Origin of the sequence: Mesorhizobium sp. M0698 (assembly GCF_040320455.1) — a bacterium.
Lineage (GTDB): Bacteria > Pseudomonadota > Alphaproteobacteria > Rhizobiales > Rhizobiaceae > Mesorhizobium.
This window is the reverse complement of the sequence record NZ_JAMYPQ010000010.1, coordinates 48,604-65,337: the sequence shown is the minus strand read 5'-3', so window position 1 is coordinate 65,337 and position 16,734 is coordinate 48,604. Positions and strand designations below refer to the sequence as shown.

Below are 16,734 nucleotides of genomic sequence, written 5' to 3'. Positions count from 1 at the left end.
GGGGAGATTGGCCGTCGTCGCCGATTTGGCCAATTACAAACGTTGGAATGTGAGAGCCGTCCTCGAAACCGCCGATCTCCCCCCAAGTGGGAGAGATGTCCGACAGGACAGAGGGGCGCGCGACAGAACTCGGCGTTTGGTCTTGGTTCTCTCCCCAAGGAGAAAAACTATCTTCGCAGTACCGCGCTCAGCACATCCCTGACGCCGATGGCGCCGACGAAGCGCGACTGGTCGTCGAACAGCGCCACCGGTGCGGTCTGCGAGCGATGCATAGCCAGCATCACGGTCTTCAGCGAGGTGCCGGGATTGGCCCAGAATACCTGAGCCGTCTCCTCCGGCTGGGCTTCGACATCGGCGCAGGACACCCAGACCGCCGGCTTGCCGTCGCGCTCGGCCGCCGCCACCAGCCCATGCTCGTCGATCTTGAAACGCGTCGTCCTGCGCCGGTCGAGCCACACCCAGCCGTTCTCGCCGTGTTCGAGGTCGCGGCGGTCGCGCATGACGTTCCACGCGGTCAGCACCGAGAGCGGGTTCACATTGGCGATGAAGTCGCGGACATAGTCGTTGGCGGGCCGCAGCACGATGTCTTCCGGCGCGCCGGTTTGCACGATGCGCCCGCCTTCCATGATGGTGATATGGGTGCCGATCTTCAGCGCCTCCTCGAGGTCGTGGCTGACGAAAATGATGGTCTTCTTCAGCTCGGCCTGGAGCTGCAGCAACTCGTCCTGCAGCTTGGTCCGGATCAGCGGATCGAGCGCCGAGAACGGCTCGTCCATGAGCAGGATCGGCGCCTCGGTGGCAAAGGCGCGCGCCAGGCCGACGCGCTGCTGCATGCCGCCGGAAAGCTCATGCGCGTATTTCTTCGACCACTGGTCGAGATGAACCAGCTTCAGTTGCCTGTTCACCCGCTCCTTGCGCTCGGCTTCGGGTACGCCGGCGAGCTCGAGGCCAAGGCCGACATTCTCCTCCACCGTGCGCCACGGCAGCAGGCCGAACTGCTGGAACACCATCGCCACCTGCTTCTGCCGCAGCCGCCGAAGCGTCGCCTCGTCGCAGGTGACGACGTCGACCGTACCGTCGCCGTCCTTGACCAGCACCTGGCCGCGCGAGACGACGTTCAGCCGGTTGACGGCTCTGAGCAGCGTCGATTTGCCGGAGCCGGAAAGCCCCATCAGCACCGAGATCTCGCCCTCGTTCACGGTGAGGCTGGCGCCGGCGCAGCCCAGCACGTTGCCGGTCTGTTCGAGGATCTCGGCGCGGGTGGCGCCGCTGTCGATCAGCGCCAGCGAGCCGGCCTGGTCGGCGCCGAAGACGATGTCGACATTCCTGAAATCGACGGCGACGGTCATTTCTTGCCTCCCACGCCGATGCGCGTCATCCGGTCGAGCACGATGGCGAGCACGACGATCGCCAGCCCTGCCTCAAGCCCGAGGTCGATTTTCCTGGAACCCAACGCGCGGTTGATCTCGGTGCCGAGGCCGCCGGCGCCGATGAGAGCGGCGAACACCACCATCGACAGCGACAGCATGATCGACTGGGTCAAGCCGGCCATGATGGTGGGCAGCGCCGAAGGCAATTCGACCTTCCACAGCAGCTGGCGCCTGGTGGCACCGAAGGCCTCGCCGGCCTCGATGATCGATTTCGGCACCGAGGTGACGCCGAGATGGGTGAGACGGACCGAGGTCGGGATGACGAAGATGATGGTGACGATCAGGCCGGGCGCGTTGCCGAGCCCGAACAATGTCAGCACCGGGATCAGGTAGACGAAGGTCGGTAGCGTCTGCATCAGGTCGAGCACCGGCAGCATGATGCGGTAGACCTTCGGCTTGTGCGCGGCCCAGATGCCGAGCGGCACGCCGATGGCCATCGAGGTGGCGGCGGCGGCAACCACCAGCACCAGCGTCTCCACCGTCTGCTTCCACAGGTTCTGGTTGAGGATGAACAGCAGTCCGAGGAAGACGGCCAATGCCAGCCCCTTCGAACGCTGCAGGGCATAGGCGAGCAATGCGATCAGCGCGATGAGCAGGACGGGCGGCAACAGAAGAAGTCCGTCGACCATCCCGTCGAGCAGGAAATTTAGACCATTGGAAAAGGCCCTCAAGACGGTGTTGAAATTGTCGGTGAGGAAGGTGAAAAACGCCTTCCCCCATGCCCCGATGGGAATCTTGTAACTGACCAGGAATTTGGAGATCGGATCCATCTAGCCCCTCTTCTGCCGGCGCCGTCCTTCGCCGGACGGTCATCTTGTCACAGGATATGAAAAAGGGCAGCCATTTCTACCGTGGCTGCCCCTTGTCTCGTCATGCCAGATGGTCGGGTCAGCTTCCGAGCGCCGTTTTCACCGCAGCCGCCGCATCGCCGCCGTCGAAGGTGGTGACGCCGGCGATCCAGGGAGCGACCGCGTCCGGGTGCTTCTTCAGCCAGTCGGTCGCGACCGTATTGGCGTCGCCGCCCTTCAGGATCGCGTCCATCATCTCGCCTTCCATGTCCAGGTTGAACTTCAGATTGGCGATGAACTTGCCGGCGTTCGGGCATTCGCTCATGTAGCCCTTGCGTACATTGGTATGCACGGTGGCAGCACCAAAGCCGCTATCTCCCATCCCCTCGAGATAGGTGATCTTCATGGCGCCCATCACCGGATGCGGCGTCCAGCCGAGGAAGGCGATCCATTCATTGTTCTTCATCGACTGGTCGGCCTGGGTGAGCATGCCGGCCTCGGAAGATTCGACCAGTTCGAAGCCTTCGAGATTGGTCTTCGGATCCTTGATCATGTCGAGGATGATGCGGTTGCCGTCATTGCCGGCCTCGATGCCGTAGATCTTGCCGTCGAACTTGTCCTTGAACTTGCCGAGATCGGTCAGCGTCTTGACACCGGCATCGGCGACATAGGTCGGAACGACGATGCCGTAGCCGGCACCGCTGAGATTTTCGCTGACGGTCTCGACCGAGCCTTCGGCGGCATAGTCCTTGATGTCGTTGGTCATCGACGGCATCCAGTTTCCGAGGAACACGTCGAGATCTTTGTTCTTCAGGGACGCATAGGTCACCGGCACCGAAAGCTGGATCACCTGCGGCTCGTAGCCGAGCGCCGTGAGCAGCACCGAGGCGACGCCGGTGGTCGCCTGGATGTCGGTCCAGCCGACATCGGACAGACGCACCGTCTTGCAGCTTTCCGGATCGCCGGCGAAGGCCCCAGTCGTGGATAGAAAAGCCGCCAGGCCGAGGCCGGCGACGAATGAACTCATACGCGACATGAAAATTCTCCCATTTTCAGTTCTCGGTGAAGCGAAGCGACGGTTTTATCTCCGCCTTTGTTCTGTCAGCCAAACATCATTCTGCTGCGGTTTCAAGCACTAAGGCAATCACGAACAACGGCGCAGGCTGGCCGATCAGCGACACGCCCGCCGCTTTCCGGATGGAAGTCGCCTTTTCCCGGTGGAATGTAGGCGCTCCCCCTCCCCGCTTTGTTGCAACTCGGCTTAAAAGGACGGCATGGCCAAGCTGTACTTCCATTATGCGACGATGAATGCCGGCAAGACGACGATGCTGTTGCAGGCCTCGTATAATTACCGCGAGCGCGGCATGACGACGATGCTGTTCATCGCCGGCCACTACCGCAAGGGCGATACCGGGCTGATCTCGTCGCGCATCGGCCTGGAGACGGAAGCCGAGATGTTCCGCGACGGCGACGATCTGTTTGCCCGGGTCGCCGAGCATCACGACCACGCCACGGTCCATTGCGTCTTCGTCGATGAGGCGCAGTTCCTCGAAGAGGAGCAGGTCTGGCAACTCGCCCGCATCGCCGACCGGCTGAACATCCCGGTCATGTGCTACGGCCTGCGCACCGATTTCCAAGGCAAGCTGTTTTCCGGATCGCGCACCCTGCTGGCAATCGCCGACGACCTGCGCGAGGTGCGCACCATCTGCCGTTGCGGCCGCAAGGCGACGATGGTGGTGCGCCTCGGCGCCGACGGCAAGGTGGCGAAACAGGGCGAACAGGTGGCGATCGGCAAGGATGTCTATGTCTCGCTCTGCCGCCGCCATTGGGAAGAAGAAATGGGCCGCGCCGTGCCCGACGATTTCATCGGCTTCACCAAAACCTGACCAGCGCTATTGCTTTCATCCGACCTCCCGGCCGACATTCGTTCACCAATCGCGCCATCGTGCGGCGCTTGTTTAAGGCCTGCTTGCTATTTCAGAACCTCTCAGCCAGAGCCGTCGGGGAGTTCCCATGCTTCGAGCCATTTCGTCTGCCGCTGCTTTCCTCATCGCCGGCGCTCTTGCCGCGCATGCCGACGGCGATGCCGCTCTCGGCAAGAAAGTCTTCAACAGATGCATGGCCTGTCATGAGGCCACGAGCGACCACGACAAGGTCGGCCCGCATCTGCTGGGTGTCGTCGGCCGCACCGCCGGCACCGCGGACAGTTATCTCAGCCGCTACTCGCAGGGGATGAAGGACGCCGGCGCCGCCGGCCTGGTCTGGGACGAAGCAAACCTCGCCGAATACCTGCGGGCGCCGCGGCAGAAGGTCCCCGGCAACAAAATGGCCTTCTCCGGCCTGACCAGCGACGACGACATCGCCAATGTCATCGCCTACCTCAAGGCCGATCCCAAGCCCTGAGCGTCGCTCCCGACCTAAAGTCCAGCCGCGGTTGAAGCGGTGTCTGACCGGACGGCAGTTACACCGTAATCATTGCCTGACTATCCTGCGGTCGGCCTCCTGAAATTCTTTTGTTTTCCTGTAATCCCATGTCTTCCGTCTTTCATTCGCCAAACCCGGCACATATATTCGCGGCGGTTTGCGAAACGAAACCGATGCCGAAGCGGGAGGCCCCAATGGCGACATTGCAGAATTTCGATGCCGAGATTGCCAAGACCAAGCAGGTCGTAGAGGACATGCGCACCAAGATCGAGCAGTCCGGTACTGTGCTCGACACGCTCGCCACCGCCGACAAGAAGATCGGCGACGCCAATTTCGACATCGAGAATGCCCGCATTGAGGATGTGCTGAAGCAGCAGAAGGTGATGGAAGGCAATATCGCCGACCTGATTATCGGCCTCGAGGACGCCACCAACGTCTTCGGCGCCGAATTCGAGAGCATGAAGAACTACACCGGCTGGGAAAATTTCGTCGGTGTCTTCTCCAGCCAGCGCAAGCAGCGCCTGCGCACCGACCGCGTCCGCAACATGTCGCTGGCCGGCAATCTGCAGGAGCTGCTGGCGAAATCCGACACCATCGTCGGCATCCTCAAGGCGCAGAAGCAGGTTCTCGACACGCGCTACAAGACCTCCGAGGCCAGCCTGTCGCAGGTGATCGAGCGCCGCAAGACCACCATGTCCAATCTCGAGACCGTGCAGAAGCGCATCGAGGAGCTCAACCCGATGCTGCTCGACATCGAGAACAAGATCGCCGCCTCGACCAGCCAGAAGGTGCGCACGCAGCTGGAAGGCGAACGCTCGAAACTGGCCACGGAATACAACGAGAAGCAGGCCAAGGAGCAGGAATTGCTGGCCGAAAGCCAGACGCTGGAGCGCTACACCTCGATGTTCCAGACCTTCGTCGATTCGCTCAACAACCAGATCGCGGCGCAATCGACGCTGATCAACAAGCTGACCATCGATACCGAGCAGCGCATCGTTCTGTACAAGGCGCTGGAAGATTCGCTGAAGACCGCCGCCCAACAGGATGTCGCCCACAAGATCAACACGCTGGGCAGCCAGGTCGACAACACCGCCGAAGAGACCATGGCCGGCATTGGTGCCGCCTCGCAAAAGCACATCGGCGATCTGCTTGAAATGCACGAGAAGAACATGGTCGCCACCGCCGACATCCAGCGCCGCAAGAAGCTCGCCGACGATGCCTTCGCCCGCCGCTTCGACGATGTGATGAAGAAGCACAATTCGGCAAATTACGTGCAATCGTAATTGCTGCACGTGCACTGCTCCCAAGGGCTGGCAGCATGACCCCCGAAAACGAAGCTGCGGCGCGCTATTTCTCGGCGATCACGGCGGCACTTGGCGGCCTCGAAGTGTTCATGCGCGACGATCGCTCGCCGCTCTATCGGCACGGCATCGTCGCCAAGGTCGTCGCCGAATATATTGCGCGGCTCGACAAGTCGTTCTCGTGCTGGCGCAACCGGCTGGGCTTCACCGAGACGTTCCGCATCTCGCGCGCCGAAAGCGGTTTTCCGGTCTTCCAGAACCTGCTCGAGTTGGAGAACGACCGGCTCCAGGCCGATGCGCGCCTCGCCAACCTTCCGCTGGCCGATGAGCTGCGCGAGGAAATGGCGGACTTCATCCTGCGCCACAAGGAATTTCCCGAAGCGCTGCAGAAGTCGATGGCCGAGCGGCTTTACCTCGAGGACGTCAAGAGCGAGACCACCTTCGGCCCGTTCACGCTGGCCCAGACGGTCAAGGTGTCGGTCAATCCGAAGACGTTGCGCCCCTATTATCTGGTCCACTGGGCCTGCTTCGACGGCAGCGCCAACCTGCCGCTTGTGTATATGGTGACGGTCGAGGATTCCTCGGACGACATGATCCGGCAGCTTGTCGACTCCAGTGGCAAACTTAATGAGAGGGTCGACATTCCGCTGCCGGTCGACGGCTTGCTCAATCCCGAGCTTGCCCACCGTTTCGACGATTTCACCGAGAAGAATTCCGCCTACGCGCTGTCGCCGGCGACCATCGCGGTCAACCTCGACAAGGATTTCGAGCCGCTGCATCCCAAGCAACTGCGTCGCGTCGTGCTCGGCCCGTTCTATTCTGCAGGGATTACCGACAACAATTCGACGGTGAGCGAAGTGCTGGCCAAGGTGCGCAAGCCGGAAAACGCCTGGCTGCTGACCTGGACCATCCAGGAGGTCTTTTCCAAGGCCGAAAAGCCAGGCCGCAAGGGGCTGTTTTCGAGCGAAAAGACGACGCAGGAATTCTTCATCAATACCGACGATCTCGAGGCCGCGCGGCAAGGCGTGTCGAGCTATGAGAACCATGCGTTGATTCCGCACGAGGCCTATCAGGCGCTCTATGCCGCCGGCGAGGCGCAGAAGATCTTTTCGGGCTACAAGGTCCACATCCTGTCCAAAGGGCAGGTCATCAGCGACGTCTGACCATCAAATCGCGGAGCATCCTCCATGGACACCGGCCTGACCACCATCCCGGAAGCGGCAATTGAAAAGCACCGTGCCACTGCGCAAAGTTTCATCACTCGCATCGTCGTGCTGGAGGACCCATCGCGCGAGTCCGGCACCGCGCTTGCCGGCACCAACCGCCGCTTCGTCTCTACCGTCTCGGTCGGCTCGGTGCGCCGCACGCGCGAGGTCGAGCTCTCCAAAACCGTCGCCGCCGTCCATTCCGACGACCAGTTGCTGACTATCCCGCAGCACACGCTGTTGTTTCGCGCCCGGCGCGGCACAGCGATAGCGCTGGCCATATCGGATGTCTTCGCCGAGGGCTCGGACCTCGAAAGTCTGCAGGCGAAAAACGCCCGCGCGCCGCTCGAAGGCGATGAAGCTGCCACCTTCAAGAAGCTGCTGTCGGCCTCTGCCTACATCTCCGCCTTCAGCCTTGCCTCCTATTTGTTCCAGCTGATCGACAGCGACGGCGAGGCGCCGAACGACACGCCCGAGCCGGACTTTCTGTTCGACACGCCACAGGATGCGGTGAAGTCGATCGTGGCCGGGCTCGACAGGGCGATAGCGGGTTCGAAGGACGATGCCGACCTGATGACCCGCGCCCGCGCCTTTGCCCGCGTCGCCATCGACGGGCTGTTGGCGCGAAAGGGCCGCTTCGACGGCATCGGTCCGTTCGAGAACGCGCATATCCGCATCGACGTCGACGATTTTACCCTTGACGGCTTCGACGTCGCGCCGGGTAAGCGGGCAAAGCCGCTGGTGATGACCTTCAAAAAACCGGAAGAGGTCGTCGGCAACCACATCGCCAAATACCAGTCGGTCAAGCTTGCCAAGATGCTGATGGCCTATGACTTCGAGCGCGAGCTGAACCCGTTCGTCGAGCTCGGCGGCTTCCTGTTCACTTTTATCGGCGATGGCGCGCCCGGCACCGGCAAGACAACCTTGATCCAGATGATCGCCGGTCTTCTCAATGGTTATTGCCAGGTCGCCGGTTATCCCTTCGCCTACGAGAATTTCGGCGTCGACCAGATCTCCTCCTACCAGGGCAAGTCCGGCCAGAACTGCCGCCAGTTCATCAACAATGTGCTGAACCCGCGCGTCATCGGCTTCGGCACCATCGACGATATCGACCAGGTGGCGGCACGCCGGTCCGACGACCGCGCCTCGGCCGGCCAGCAGGAAATCACCGGCGTCCTGATGGACGCCTTTGGAGGTGCGGCGACCGTGGTGCGCGGCAACTGCTCGTTCGGCATGTTCTCCAACTATCCCGAAAACGTCGACGACGCGCTACGCCAGCGCGCCGGCGCGCGCTGGCTGGTCGACGGCCCGCAGAGCCGCGACGACTACATCGACATCTTCGTTCTGCTCGCCGGCAAGAACCACAAGATCCCGCTCGGCGACCACAAGCTCTATGTGGCGCAAGAGATCCAGCGCGCGGTGATGGAAGCTTACGAGGAGCATGAGAAGCCACAGGAAGACGGGTTGATGAAGGTCTATGAGCGCTACATGAAGGAGAATGGCGCGCCAAAGACGATGGCCGACATCGGCACTTATCTGCATATGATCAAGGATGCCGAGCCGCGCTTTACCGGTCGCGCCATCAAGAACGTCACCGATGCCATCAAGATGCGCGCCATGGACATCGAATTGCCGGACGAGTGGTTCGAAAAGCCGGAAGCCTTCATGCACAAGGGTTACGACGACAAGAAAGCCATGATCGAGGAGCTGCGCGGGCCATTCTCGATGGACATGGTCATGCAGGAGATCAACCGCTACGCGGATTCCGAGTTCCGCTATTCCGACAAGTCCGATGATGCGGCGGTGACCAAGATGATCCGCGACACCCGTCTGCGGGAGCGTGCCGTCCGCGAGATCGAGGATATGAAGAAAAAGGGGCTGTGGAATGCGTGAGATGCGCCGACGCCCCCTTCTCCCCTTGTGGGAGAAGGGGTCGCCGAAGGCGACGGATGAGGGGTATTCGTCAAGCTGGAACACCCCTCATCCGACCGAGCTTCGCTCGGCCACCTTCTCCCACAAGGGGAGAAGGAGCGTTCGCGCCCCTCATCCGCCCTTCGGGCACCTTCTCCCCGTGAACGGGGAGAAGGAATAATGGCTAAGAAACCCGATCTGTTGCGCGACAACGAGCTGATCTACGGCCGGCTGCTGACGATCGACGAGCCGCACCTGATCCAGCGCTACAACAAGGCGATGGTCGCGTTCGGCTTGAAGCCGACCAAGTTGAAAAGCTTCGAGATCGATCGCACTGGCTTCTCGCCGCAGGTCGCCGAGGAATGCGGCGACTACAGCTACCTCGATCCGAACGAGGTCAACCGTCGCTTCATCATCCTGACGCCGTCGCAGATCGACCTGCCGGTGGTGCACACGGCGTTCTCCAACACTTCGCTGCTGATGTACGAGTTCATGTCCAAGAACCAGCGCGCCATCGATGCGCTGACGATCAAGGACGTCATCTACGGCGAGATCGAGGATTCGGTCCCCAAGGTCGACGACATCGAGGACCTGCTGTCGATCAATCAGGTCGAATTCAAGGTGCTGTCGGCCGAGGATGTGCTCGGCAAGGCCGCTGAACTCGGCAAGCTGGTCGACCGGCTGAAGCAGGAACCGGATGCCTGGCGCGACAACGCCATGCTTGCCCACATGGTCGAGCTGGCGAAGATCTGCGGCGACATCCGCGAGAATGCGCTGGTGCCGGACCAGGTGATCTTCCGCCACAATGCCTATTGGACCAGCCATTTCGGCGGACTTTATGTGTTCGTCGATCCCGACGTGACGACGGTGATCAGCGACCCGGCAGCGCCGGGCTTCCGCCGCTCGCGGCCATGGCAGGTGAGCTACCTTTCGATCCACGACGCCGACAAGGTATTCAAGTTCCTCGCCTCGACCGGCCGCCTCGAGTTGCCGCGCGCCTCATGGATCGAAACCTCCGGTTATCTCGAGCATCGCGCCGAAATGGTGGTGCGCGCGCTGATCCGCGACGCCGATCCCGACCGCAATCTGACCGACGTCGACAAGGTCTGGCTGCAGACCTGGATCCACGGCCATACCGATCTGATCACCAGGGACGGCAATTTTCCCTTCCTCAACGCCGCCAAGCGCGAGATCGCCCAGCTCGGCCATCTCAAGATCGAGGACGTGTTCCCGCAGCAGCGCTTCCTGGTCATCCGCGCCAAGCCGGACCATCCCGACGCCTGGCTGACCAACCAGCTGATCTCGGACTTCGTGCCGCAGGACTTCGTTTCGCGTTACGTCTTCAACAAGCCGGGCTTCTACAGGGACTATGAAGGCTTCAGCGACGCCTGGCGATCGCATGTTGTGGACGTTCTGAAAACCACATATCTGAAGGACAAGGTGGCGTTTCGCACACGCCTCTACGGCTTGACTGACTGAGGGGGTGACATCGCCATGCTTGATCCGATCGTGAATTTCTTCACCCGGATTTTCCAGTGGATTGGCCGCGGCATCGGCCTGCTCATCGGCGCGATCCTGTGGCCGTTCCTGTGGGCGGGGCGCTGGTACACGCAACGCGGCTGGATCCTGAAGGCGGTGCTCGGCCTGGCTGTGCTCGTGCTGATCGGTCTCTATGTCAACTTCTTCTACGCCACCCAGTGGTGGAACAATTTCGACCCGAATTACGTCGACAAATACACGTTCGAAAAACGCAACAGCTCCGCCGGTGAACAGGTTTCCGCCGGCGCCGGCACCGACACGGCCAAGACCTGCGGAAATTCAGCCATTGCCCAGGTCGCTGCCGACCTGACCGACTTCAACGTCAACCAGAATGCCTGGGTGTCGTCGATGATCCTCTACAAGCTCGGCCTGTTCGGCATCGACTGGGACCACACGCCGTTCATGGACAACAAGGCGTCGTTCCAGCGCGGCATCAACCAGGCGGTGCGGCGCACGGCGACCGAGCTTGCCGACAATCTCGGCCGCGTCCGCACCACCTCGCAGATCGACGCCGACCTGCAGGACGCCCGCGGCAATCTGCAGTTCGATGAGGAAACCTGGTATTTCGGCTTGAACCCGTTCGGGCCCAAGACGCCGACGCCGAGCTACTATCGCGACGCGGTGCGCAAGCTGCGTTCCTTCAACGCCCGCCTCGCAGCCTGCCAGGCGACATTCGATGCCCGCGCCGACAATCTCAAGCAGTATATCGACCGCATTTCGTCCGATATCGGTTCCACCTCGGCGATCCTCAAGGAGCGTGCCGAAAACCACAATAATGGCTGGTTCGACACACGCGCCGACGACCGCTTCTGGTTCGCCTATGGCCAGCTCTATGCCTATTACGGGCTGATGAAGGGCGCACAGGCCGACTTCGAGGACGTCATCAAGGAAAAGCACCTGCAGAACCTGTGGGATACGATGGACGCGCAATTCGTCTCGGCGCTGCGCATCCAGCCCTTCATCATCGCCAATGGCCGCGAGGACGGCTGGCTGTTGCCGACACATCTGACGACGATGGGGTTTTACATACTCAGGGTGCGCTCGAACATGGTCGAGATCAGCAACGTGCTGACGCAGTAGCGGATCGTCCCGCACAGCCGGCGCTGGTGAATTTGCGCCGTTGCTTCTGTCGCTTTTCGCGTATTACGCGGCTGTTTTGAGACGGCGGAACCGCGCCTGCTCTGGCTTCTATACGGCGCGGCAACCGGCGCGAAAAGAACCTGTAGCAGGGCAGCCGGCCGCAGAGGCATTTTCTTCGTAGGAAACATAGTTGCATGAAAGTTGACGCCGCGGCAGCGACAGGGGTAGAACATGCCCGCGCCTGCAATGCCGGGCTATTCTTGCGACCACACTAGTCAAATCCGTCCAATTCAGAGGGAAGTCGTCCATGGCCGAAGTGAAGTCCGACATCGAGATCGCGCGCGGCGCCAGGAAGAAGCAGATCCAGGAGATCGGCCAGAAGATCGGCATTCCGAGCGAACATCTTCTGCCCTACGGCCACGACAAGGCGAAGATCTCGGCCGAGTTCATCAAGTCGGTGAAGGGCAACAAGGATGGCAAGCTGATCCTCGTCACCGCCATCAACCCGACACCGGCCGGCGAAGGCAAGACGACGACGACGGTGGGCTTGGGCGATGGCCTCAACCGCCTCGGCAAGAAGGCCATCGTCTGCATCCGTGAGGCTTCGCTCGGACCGAATTTCGGCGTCAAGGGCGGTGCCGCCGGCGGTGGCTACGCGCAGGTCGTGCCGATGGAGGACATGAACCTCCACTTCACCGGCGATTTCCACGCCATCACCACCGCGCATAATCTGCTGTCGGCGCTGATCGACAACCACATCTATTGGGGCAACGAGCTCGGCATCGACACCCGCCGTGTCGTCTGGCGCCGCGTTATGGACATGAACGACCGGTCGCTGCGCGAGATCATCTGTTCGCTCGGCGGCGTCGCCAACGGTTTCCCGCGCGAGGCCGGTTTCGACATCACAGTCGCCTCGGAAGTCATGGCCATCCTGTGCCTGTCGACCGACCTGAAGGACCTGGAAAAGCGCCTCGGCGACATCATCGTCGCCTATCGTCGCGACAAGTCGGCCGTCTATGCGCGCGACCTCAAGGCCGACGGCGCCATGGCCGTACTCTTGAAGGATGCCATGCAGCCCAATCTCGTGCAGACGCTGGAGAACAACCCGGCGTTCGTGCATGGCGGCCCCTTCGCCAACATCGCGCATGGCTGCAACTCCGTCGTTGCCACGACGACGGCGCTGAAGCTTGCCGACTACGTCGTCACCGAAGCCGGTTTCGGCGCCGATCTCGGTGCCGAAAAGTTCTTCGACATCAAATGCCGCAAGGCCGGCCTGAGGCCCGCCGCGGCGGTCATCGTCGCCACGGTTCGCGCCATGAAGATGAATGGCGGCGTCAAGAAGGAGGACCTCGGCAAGGAGAACGTCGAGGCGGTCAAGAAGGGCTGCGCCAATCTCGGCCGCCACATCGAGAACATCCGTCAGTTCGGTGTGCCGGCTGTGGTCGCCATCAACCATTTCTACTCCGACACAGAGGCCGAGATCCAGGCGATGAAGGACTACGTTGCCTCGATGGGCGAAGAGGCGATCCTGTGCAAGCACTGGGCTCAGGGATCGGCCGGCATCGAGGAACTGGCCAAAAGAGTCGTGGCGTTGGCCGAATCCGGCGCGTCGCAATTCGCCCCGCTCTATCCCGACGCCATGCCGCTGTTCGAGAAGATCAACACCATCGTCCAGCGCATCTATCGCGGTTCCGAAGCGATCGCCGACAAATCGGTGCGCGACCAACTCCACGCCTGGGAGCACGCCGGCTACGGTCATTTGCCGGTCTGCATGGCCAAGACGCAATATTCCTTCTCCACCGATCCGAATCTGCGCGGCGCGCCGACCGGCCACACCGTACCGGTGCGCGAGGTCAGGCTGTCTGCCGGCGCCGGCTTCGTCGTCATCATCTGCGGCGAGGTGATGACCATGCCCGGCCTGCCCAAAGCGCCATCCTCGGAAAAGATTTTCCTGAACGAAATGGGCCAGATCGAAGGCCTGTTTTAGGGATAATCAACGCTTGAACGGCAAAGGGCGCCGCAACGCTGCGGCGCCCTTTTGGCGACTTCGCGACGAGCTCGTCCCTAAGCCGCGCTTCGCGCCAGCGCGCGCTGGTTGGAGGCATAGGGTGTGTCGTGCTGGGGTACCACGCCGGTCTTCAGACAATCGATCCACTCGGCGGTCTTGAGAACGGCCGCGAAGCGCGACTGCAGGACGATCGTCACCACGCGATGGATTTCCTCCCCCGAAGCGTAGCCGGCGCTGTTGGCGTACGGCAATGACCCCGTTGCGTCCGACAGGAACTCGACCTCAAAACCCATATGCACGGCGTGGATGACCGTCGACAGGTCGCAATTATGCGTCATGTAGCCGATGACCGTGATCGTATCGATAGAGTTGGCGCGCAGCCACTCCTCGAGGTCCGTGCCGGTGAAGGCGCTGGGCAAGTTCTTTTCGATGTAGTGGTCGCGGTTTCGCCTGGCGATTTCCGGGTGCAACTCGGCGCCATGGCTGCCCTTGGCGAAGACCGGTGAGGTTTCCGGCGCCAACTGTTTGATGACCACCACCTTGACGCCTGCCTCGGTGGCCGCATCCATCGCTCGCGCCACGTTGACGACGCTGTCGCGGAACGGCGGATGCTGGATGGCGAGGTTGCCGCCGTCATAGTCGTTCTGAACATCGATGACGATGAGGGCGCGGCGTGGAGCTTTGCCTTTGGCTGGTTGCGACATGGGGTTTTCCTTTCCCGTTGGACATGATGGGTGGACGATAAGCTCGGCACCGGATTGCAGAAAGTGTCCCGATTGACATTATTCGAAAGAATTGGGACAATCGGCCTCACCCGTTGCTGGAGCTCCCATGACCGATCCTGCCGTTGCCGCCATCGCCTTCGATGGCATCAGCCCGTTTCATCTCTCCGTGCCGTGTCTCGTGTTCGGCGCGGATCGCACGGAGCTCGGCCTGCCGCGCTTCGACTTCCGGGTCTGCGCGATTGAGGACGGGCCGATCCGCACCGATGCCGGGCTGACCATCAGCGTCCCGCACGGGCTTTCCGCGCTCGATGACGCCGACATCGTCATCGTGCCAAGCTGGAAAGATCTCGGGAGCTCGCCTCCAGCGGCATTGATCGACGCGTTGCTTGGCGCGCACGAGCGCGGCGCGCTGATCGTCGGACTGTGCTTGGGAACGTTCGCTGTTGCGGCGACCGGACTGCTTTCGGGGCGGCGAGCGGCGACGCACTGGGCCTACGCGGATCAGCTGCAGGAACTCTATCCCGACATTCTCGTCGAACCGGAAGTGCTCTACATCGACAATGGCGATGTCGTGACATCCGCCGGCGTCGCCGCCGGGCTCGACTGCTGCCTGCACGTCGTACGGGCTCGTTACGGCGCGGAGGCGGCACTTCGCCTTGCCCGGCAGATCGTGCTTTCTCCGCACAGGCAGGGCGGGCAGGCGCAATTCATCGAACGTCCCATCGCCAGGACCGGCAATGCGGACCGCTTCACCCAGGCTCTCGAAGCGGTGCGCAAAACCCTGGGTGAGCCGCACTGTCTGGACAGCGTTGCCGGTCACGCCGGCCTCACCCGCCGGACGTTCACGCGCCGTTTCCAGAAAACGATCGGCACCAGTTTCGGCGACTGGCTGACCGACCAGCGCGTCCAGCTGGCGCAACGGCTGCTGGAAGCAACGGAAAAATCGATGGACACGGTTGCCTTCGAGGCCGGCTTCGGCAGCGCTACCTCGCTGCGCCAGCATTTCGCAGCGCGCCTCAGAACCTCGCCGGCGCAATACCGGCGCGAATTCTCGAAGAGTGCTCAGGAGGAGCGCGTGGCGCACATGCCGAGGTGAAATTCGGCTCGCGCTCGATTCCAGGGCAATCGCTTCAGTGCCGACGTTGGACTGCCATCTGGCCCGAGTAGGCTATCTTTTCTCTCGAAGCGATTGCCCTGCTCTCGATCCTGTCGTGCTTGAAAGGCTCTGCGTCATCTGTCATATATTAAAGCGACAGATGACGCGAAGAGGGCTCGCCGTGGCGATGGCATTGGAAAAGGCTGCGCCAGCAGCAAAAAACAATGAACTTCAGAAGGTGGCGAAATTGCTAGGCGGCAGCCGCATTCTGGCAAGGCGCCTCAGCAGCGCTTTGGATGCCCACGAGTTGCTTCTGCACGGCCTGCCGGCTTCAGCGCTGGACCATCTTATCGGGCAACTCGTCTACATCCAGAAGACCGATTCGCTGGAGAAGGCCGTCGGCATGAGCCTGCGCACCTACCAGCGCCGCAAGGATGCTCCGTCCAAGCCTCTCAGTCAGGACCAGAGCGGACGCACCTGGAAGTTCGCGGAGATCCTGTCGAAAGCGACCGACGTGTTCGGTTCGCAGGCGGAGGCAGAGCAATGGCTGGAGCGCCCGGCGATTGGGCTCGACCAGCGTCGTCCAATCGACCTTCTGGCGACGCCGGCGGGGATCGAGCTTGTAGAAGACTATCTGGAACGGCTTGAATATGGCGTTTATGCATGACGCCGCTGCCGGCGGCGCTTGGTGGCTCCGACCTCATCGGATGGCGCCTCGATCAAGCCGCGTTTGCGCCTACATGGGATAGTGGCGAGGGCGCATACAGGGTGGGCGGACGCTGGAACAGCAAGGGCGTGCGCGCCGTCTACTGCTCGATCGATCCGTCGACTGCGATCCTCGAGGTTGCGGTTCATAAGGGCTTCAGGGCGCTCGACACGATAGCGCATGTCATGACGGCAGCGATCGTCAGCGATGTCGCGGATGTGCATATCGTCGACCCCGCCGCCGTGCCCAACCCCAACTGGTTGCGCCCGGGCATTCCGAGCTCCGGGCAACAGGCGTTTGGCGACGATCTTCTGCAACGGCACCGGTTCGTGGTGATTCCGAGCGCGGTATCGCAGCGTAGCTGGAACCTGATCTTCGACGCGAGCCTCGCCAGAGGGGCATACGCCATGAAGACCCAGGAGGCGTTTGCGCTCGACACACGGTTGCATCCACCTCCGGCCAAGTGACATAGCCGCCCCCATGTCCATCAGAACGAGGACGTGACCGGCAACAGAAGCACG

At 61.8% G+C, this 16,734-nt stretch carries 15 protein-coding genes; 11 read left to right on the top strand and 4 right to left on the bottom strand.

Annotated features, from left to right (window positions below):
• Positions 1-167 precede the first annotated feature (167 nt).
• The 3 genes from choV to NKI16_RS20240 form a co-directional block, all read right to left on the bottom strand.
• A complete protein-coding gene (gene choV / locus NKI16_RS20250) occupies positions 168-1,349 on the bottom strand; it encodes a choline ABC transporter ATP-binding protein (RefSeq protein WP_023679503.1) in 1,182 nt (393 codons plus the stop codon).
• The gene (choW, locus tag NKI16_RS20245; protein ID WP_023679504.1) at positions 1,346-2,200 is read right to left on the bottom strand and encodes a choline ABC transporter permease subunit; all 855 of its coding nucleotides are present in this window, start codon (positions 2,198-2,200) and stop codon (positions 1,346-1,348) included. Before choW ends, choV begins: the two co-directional genes overlap by 4 nt.
• A gap of 118 nt (positions 2,201-2,318) precedes the next feature.
• Complete coding sequence (locus NKI16_RS20240; protein WP_023679505.1) at positions 2,319-3,254, bottom strand: choline ABC transporter substrate-binding protein; 936 nt, start codon at positions 3,252-3,254, stop codon at positions 2,319-2,321.
• A 238-nt stretch (positions 3,255-3,492) separates the two neighbouring features.
• Here NKI16_RS20240 and NKI16_RS20235 point away from each other — a divergent pair, with 238 nt between their 5' ends.
• The 8 genes from NKI16_RS20235 (at position 3,493) to NKI16_RS20200 (ending at position 13,665) form a co-directional block, all read left to right on the top strand.
• The gene (locus NKI16_RS20235) at positions 3,493-4,104 is read left to right on the top strand and encodes a thymidine kinase (protein WP_023679506.1); all 612 of its coding nucleotides are present in this window, start codon (positions 3,493-3,495) and stop codon (positions 4,102-4,104) included.
• Between the two features lie 127 nt (positions 4,105-4,231).
• Positions 4,232-4,621 (top strand): c-type cytochrome, encoded by a 390-nt coding sequence (locus NKI16_RS20230; RefSeq protein WP_023679507.1) that lies wholly within the window; start codon positions 4,232-4,234, stop codon positions 4,619-4,621.
• Between the two features lie 215 nt (positions 4,622-4,836).
• Positions 4,837-5,925, top strand: a complete 1,089-nt coding sequence (locus NKI16_RS20225) for a hypothetical protein (RefSeq protein WP_023679508.1) — start codon at positions 4,837-4,839, stop codon at positions 5,923-5,925.
• 35 nt (positions 5,926-5,960) lie between these two features.
• A complete protein-coding gene (locus NKI16_RS20220; protein ID WP_023679509.1) occupies positions 5,961-7,106 on the top strand; it encodes a hypothetical protein in 1,146 nt (381 codons plus the stop codon).
• A gap of 24 nt (positions 7,107-7,130) precedes the next feature.
• Positions 7,131-9,041 carry an AAA family ATPase gene (locus NKI16_RS20215; RefSeq protein ID WP_023679510.1) on the top strand — a complete coding sequence of 637 codons (1,911 nt, stop codon included), beginning with the start codon at positions 7,131-7,133 and terminating at the stop codon, positions 9,039-9,041.
• Positions 9,042-9,239: 198 nt separating this feature from the next.
• The gene (locus tag NKI16_RS20210; protein WP_031212593.1) at positions 9,240-10,538 is read left to right on the top strand and encodes a DUF6638 family protein; all 1,299 of its coding nucleotides are present in this window, start codon (positions 9,240-9,242) and stop codon (positions 10,536-10,538) included.
• A gap of 15 nt (positions 10,539-10,553) precedes the next feature.
• On the top strand, positions 10,554-11,678 hold the full coding sequence (locus NKI16_RS20205) for a DUF2333 family protein (protein WP_023679513.1): 1,125 nt from the start codon (positions 10,554-10,556) through the stop codon (positions 11,676-11,678).
• Positions 11,679-11,985: 307 nt separating this feature from the next.
• Positions 11,986-13,665, top strand: a complete 1,680-nt coding sequence (locus tag NKI16_RS20200; RefSeq protein WP_023679514.1) for a formate--tetrahydrofolate ligase — start codon at positions 11,986-11,988, stop codon at positions 13,663-13,665.
• Between the two features lie 77 nt (positions 13,666-13,742).
• On the opposite strand, the gene NKI16_RS20195 is transcribed toward NKI16_RS20200, so the two are convergent.
• Positions 13,743-14,390, bottom strand: a complete 648-nt coding sequence (locus tag NKI16_RS20195; RefSeq protein ID WP_023679515.1) for a cysteine hydrolase family protein — start codon at positions 14,388-14,390, stop codon at positions 13,743-13,745.
• A gap of 127 nt (positions 14,391-14,517) precedes the next feature.
• On the opposite strand from NKI16_RS20195, the gene NKI16_RS20190 reads away from it, so the two are divergent.
• From NKI16_RS20190 to NKI16_RS20180, 3 genes are all read left to right on the top strand, one after another.
• Complete coding sequence (locus NKI16_RS20190) at positions 14,518-15,507, top strand: helix-turn-helix domain-containing protein (protein WP_023679516.1); 990 nt, start codon at positions 14,518-14,520, stop codon at positions 15,505-15,507.
• Positions 15,508-15,694: 187 nt separating this feature from the next.
• Positions 15,695-16,174: a type II RES/Xre toxin-antitoxin system antitoxin gene (parS, locus tag NKI16_RS20185; protein ID WP_023679517.1), complete on the top strand. Its 480-nt coding sequence runs from the start codon at positions 15,695-15,697 to the stop codon at positions 16,172-16,174.
• A complete protein-coding gene (locus tag NKI16_RS20180; RefSeq protein ID WP_023679518.1) occupies positions 16,171-16,680 on the top strand; it encodes an RES family NAD+ phosphorylase in 510 nt (169 codons plus the stop codon). The genes parS and NKI16_RS20180 overlap by 4 nt, the downstream gene beginning before the upstream one ends.
• Positions 16,681-16,734 lie beyond the last annotated feature (54 nt).

Bases quoted from the DNA above. Each gene is read 5' to 3' on its own strand.
- NKI16_RS20210 (WP_031212593.1), top strand. From the start codon at position 9,240: ATGGCTAAGAAACCCGATCTGTTGCGCGACAACGAGCTGATCTACGGC.
- NKI16_RS20240 (WP_023679505.1), bottom strand. From the start codon at position 3,254: ATGTCGCGTATGAGTTCATTCGTCGCCGGCCTCGGCCTGGCGGCTTTT.
- NKI16_RS20230 (WP_023679507.1), top strand. From the start codon at position 4,232: ATGCTTCGAGCCATTTCGTCTGCCGCTGCTTTCCTCATCGCCGGCGCT.
- choV (WP_023679503.1), bottom strand. From the start codon at position 1,349: ATGACCGTCGCCGTCGATTTCAGGAATGTCGACATCGTCTTCGGCGCC.
- NKI16_RS20200 (WP_023679514.1), top strand. From the start codon at position 11,986: ATGGCCGAAGTGAAGTCCGACATCGAGATCGCGCGCGGCGCCAGGAAG.
- NKI16_RS20180 (WP_023679518.1), top strand. From the start codon at position 16,171: ATGACGCCGCTGCCGGCGGCGCTTGGTGGCTCCGACCTCATCGGATGG.
- NKI16_RS20195 (WP_023679515.1), bottom strand. From the start codon at position 14,390: ATGTCGCAACCAGCCAAAGGCAAAGCTCCACGCCGCGCCCTCATCGTC.
- NKI16_RS20225 (WP_023679508.1), top strand. From the start codon at position 4,837: ATGGCGACATTGCAGAATTTCGATGCCGAGATTGCCAAGACCAAGCAG.
- NKI16_RS20220 (WP_023679509.1), top strand. From the start codon at position 5,961: ATGACCCCCGAAAACGAAGCTGCGGCGCGCTATTTCTCGGCGATCACG.
- NKI16_RS20190 (WP_023679516.1), top strand. From the start codon at position 14,518: ATGACCGATCCTGCCGTTGCCGCCATCGCCTTCGATGGCATCAGCCCG.
- parS (WP_023679517.1), top strand. From the start codon at position 15,695: ATGGCATTGGAAAAGGCTGCGCCAGCAGCAAAAAACAATGAACTTCAG.
- NKI16_RS20215 (WP_023679510.1), top strand. From the start codon at position 7,131: ATGGACACCGGCCTGACCACCATCCCGGAAGCGGCAATTGAAAAGCAC.
- NKI16_RS20205 (WP_023679513.1), top strand. From the start codon at position 10,554: ATGCTTGATCCGATCGTGAATTTCTTCACCCGGATTTTCCAGTGGATT.
- choW (WP_023679504.1), bottom strand. From the start codon at position 2,200: ATGGATCCGATCTCCAAATTCCTGGTCAGTTACAAGATTCCCATCGGG.
- NKI16_RS20235 (WP_023679506.1), top strand. From the start codon at position 3,493: ATGGCCAAGCTGTACTTCCATTATGCGACGATGAATGCCGGCAAGACG.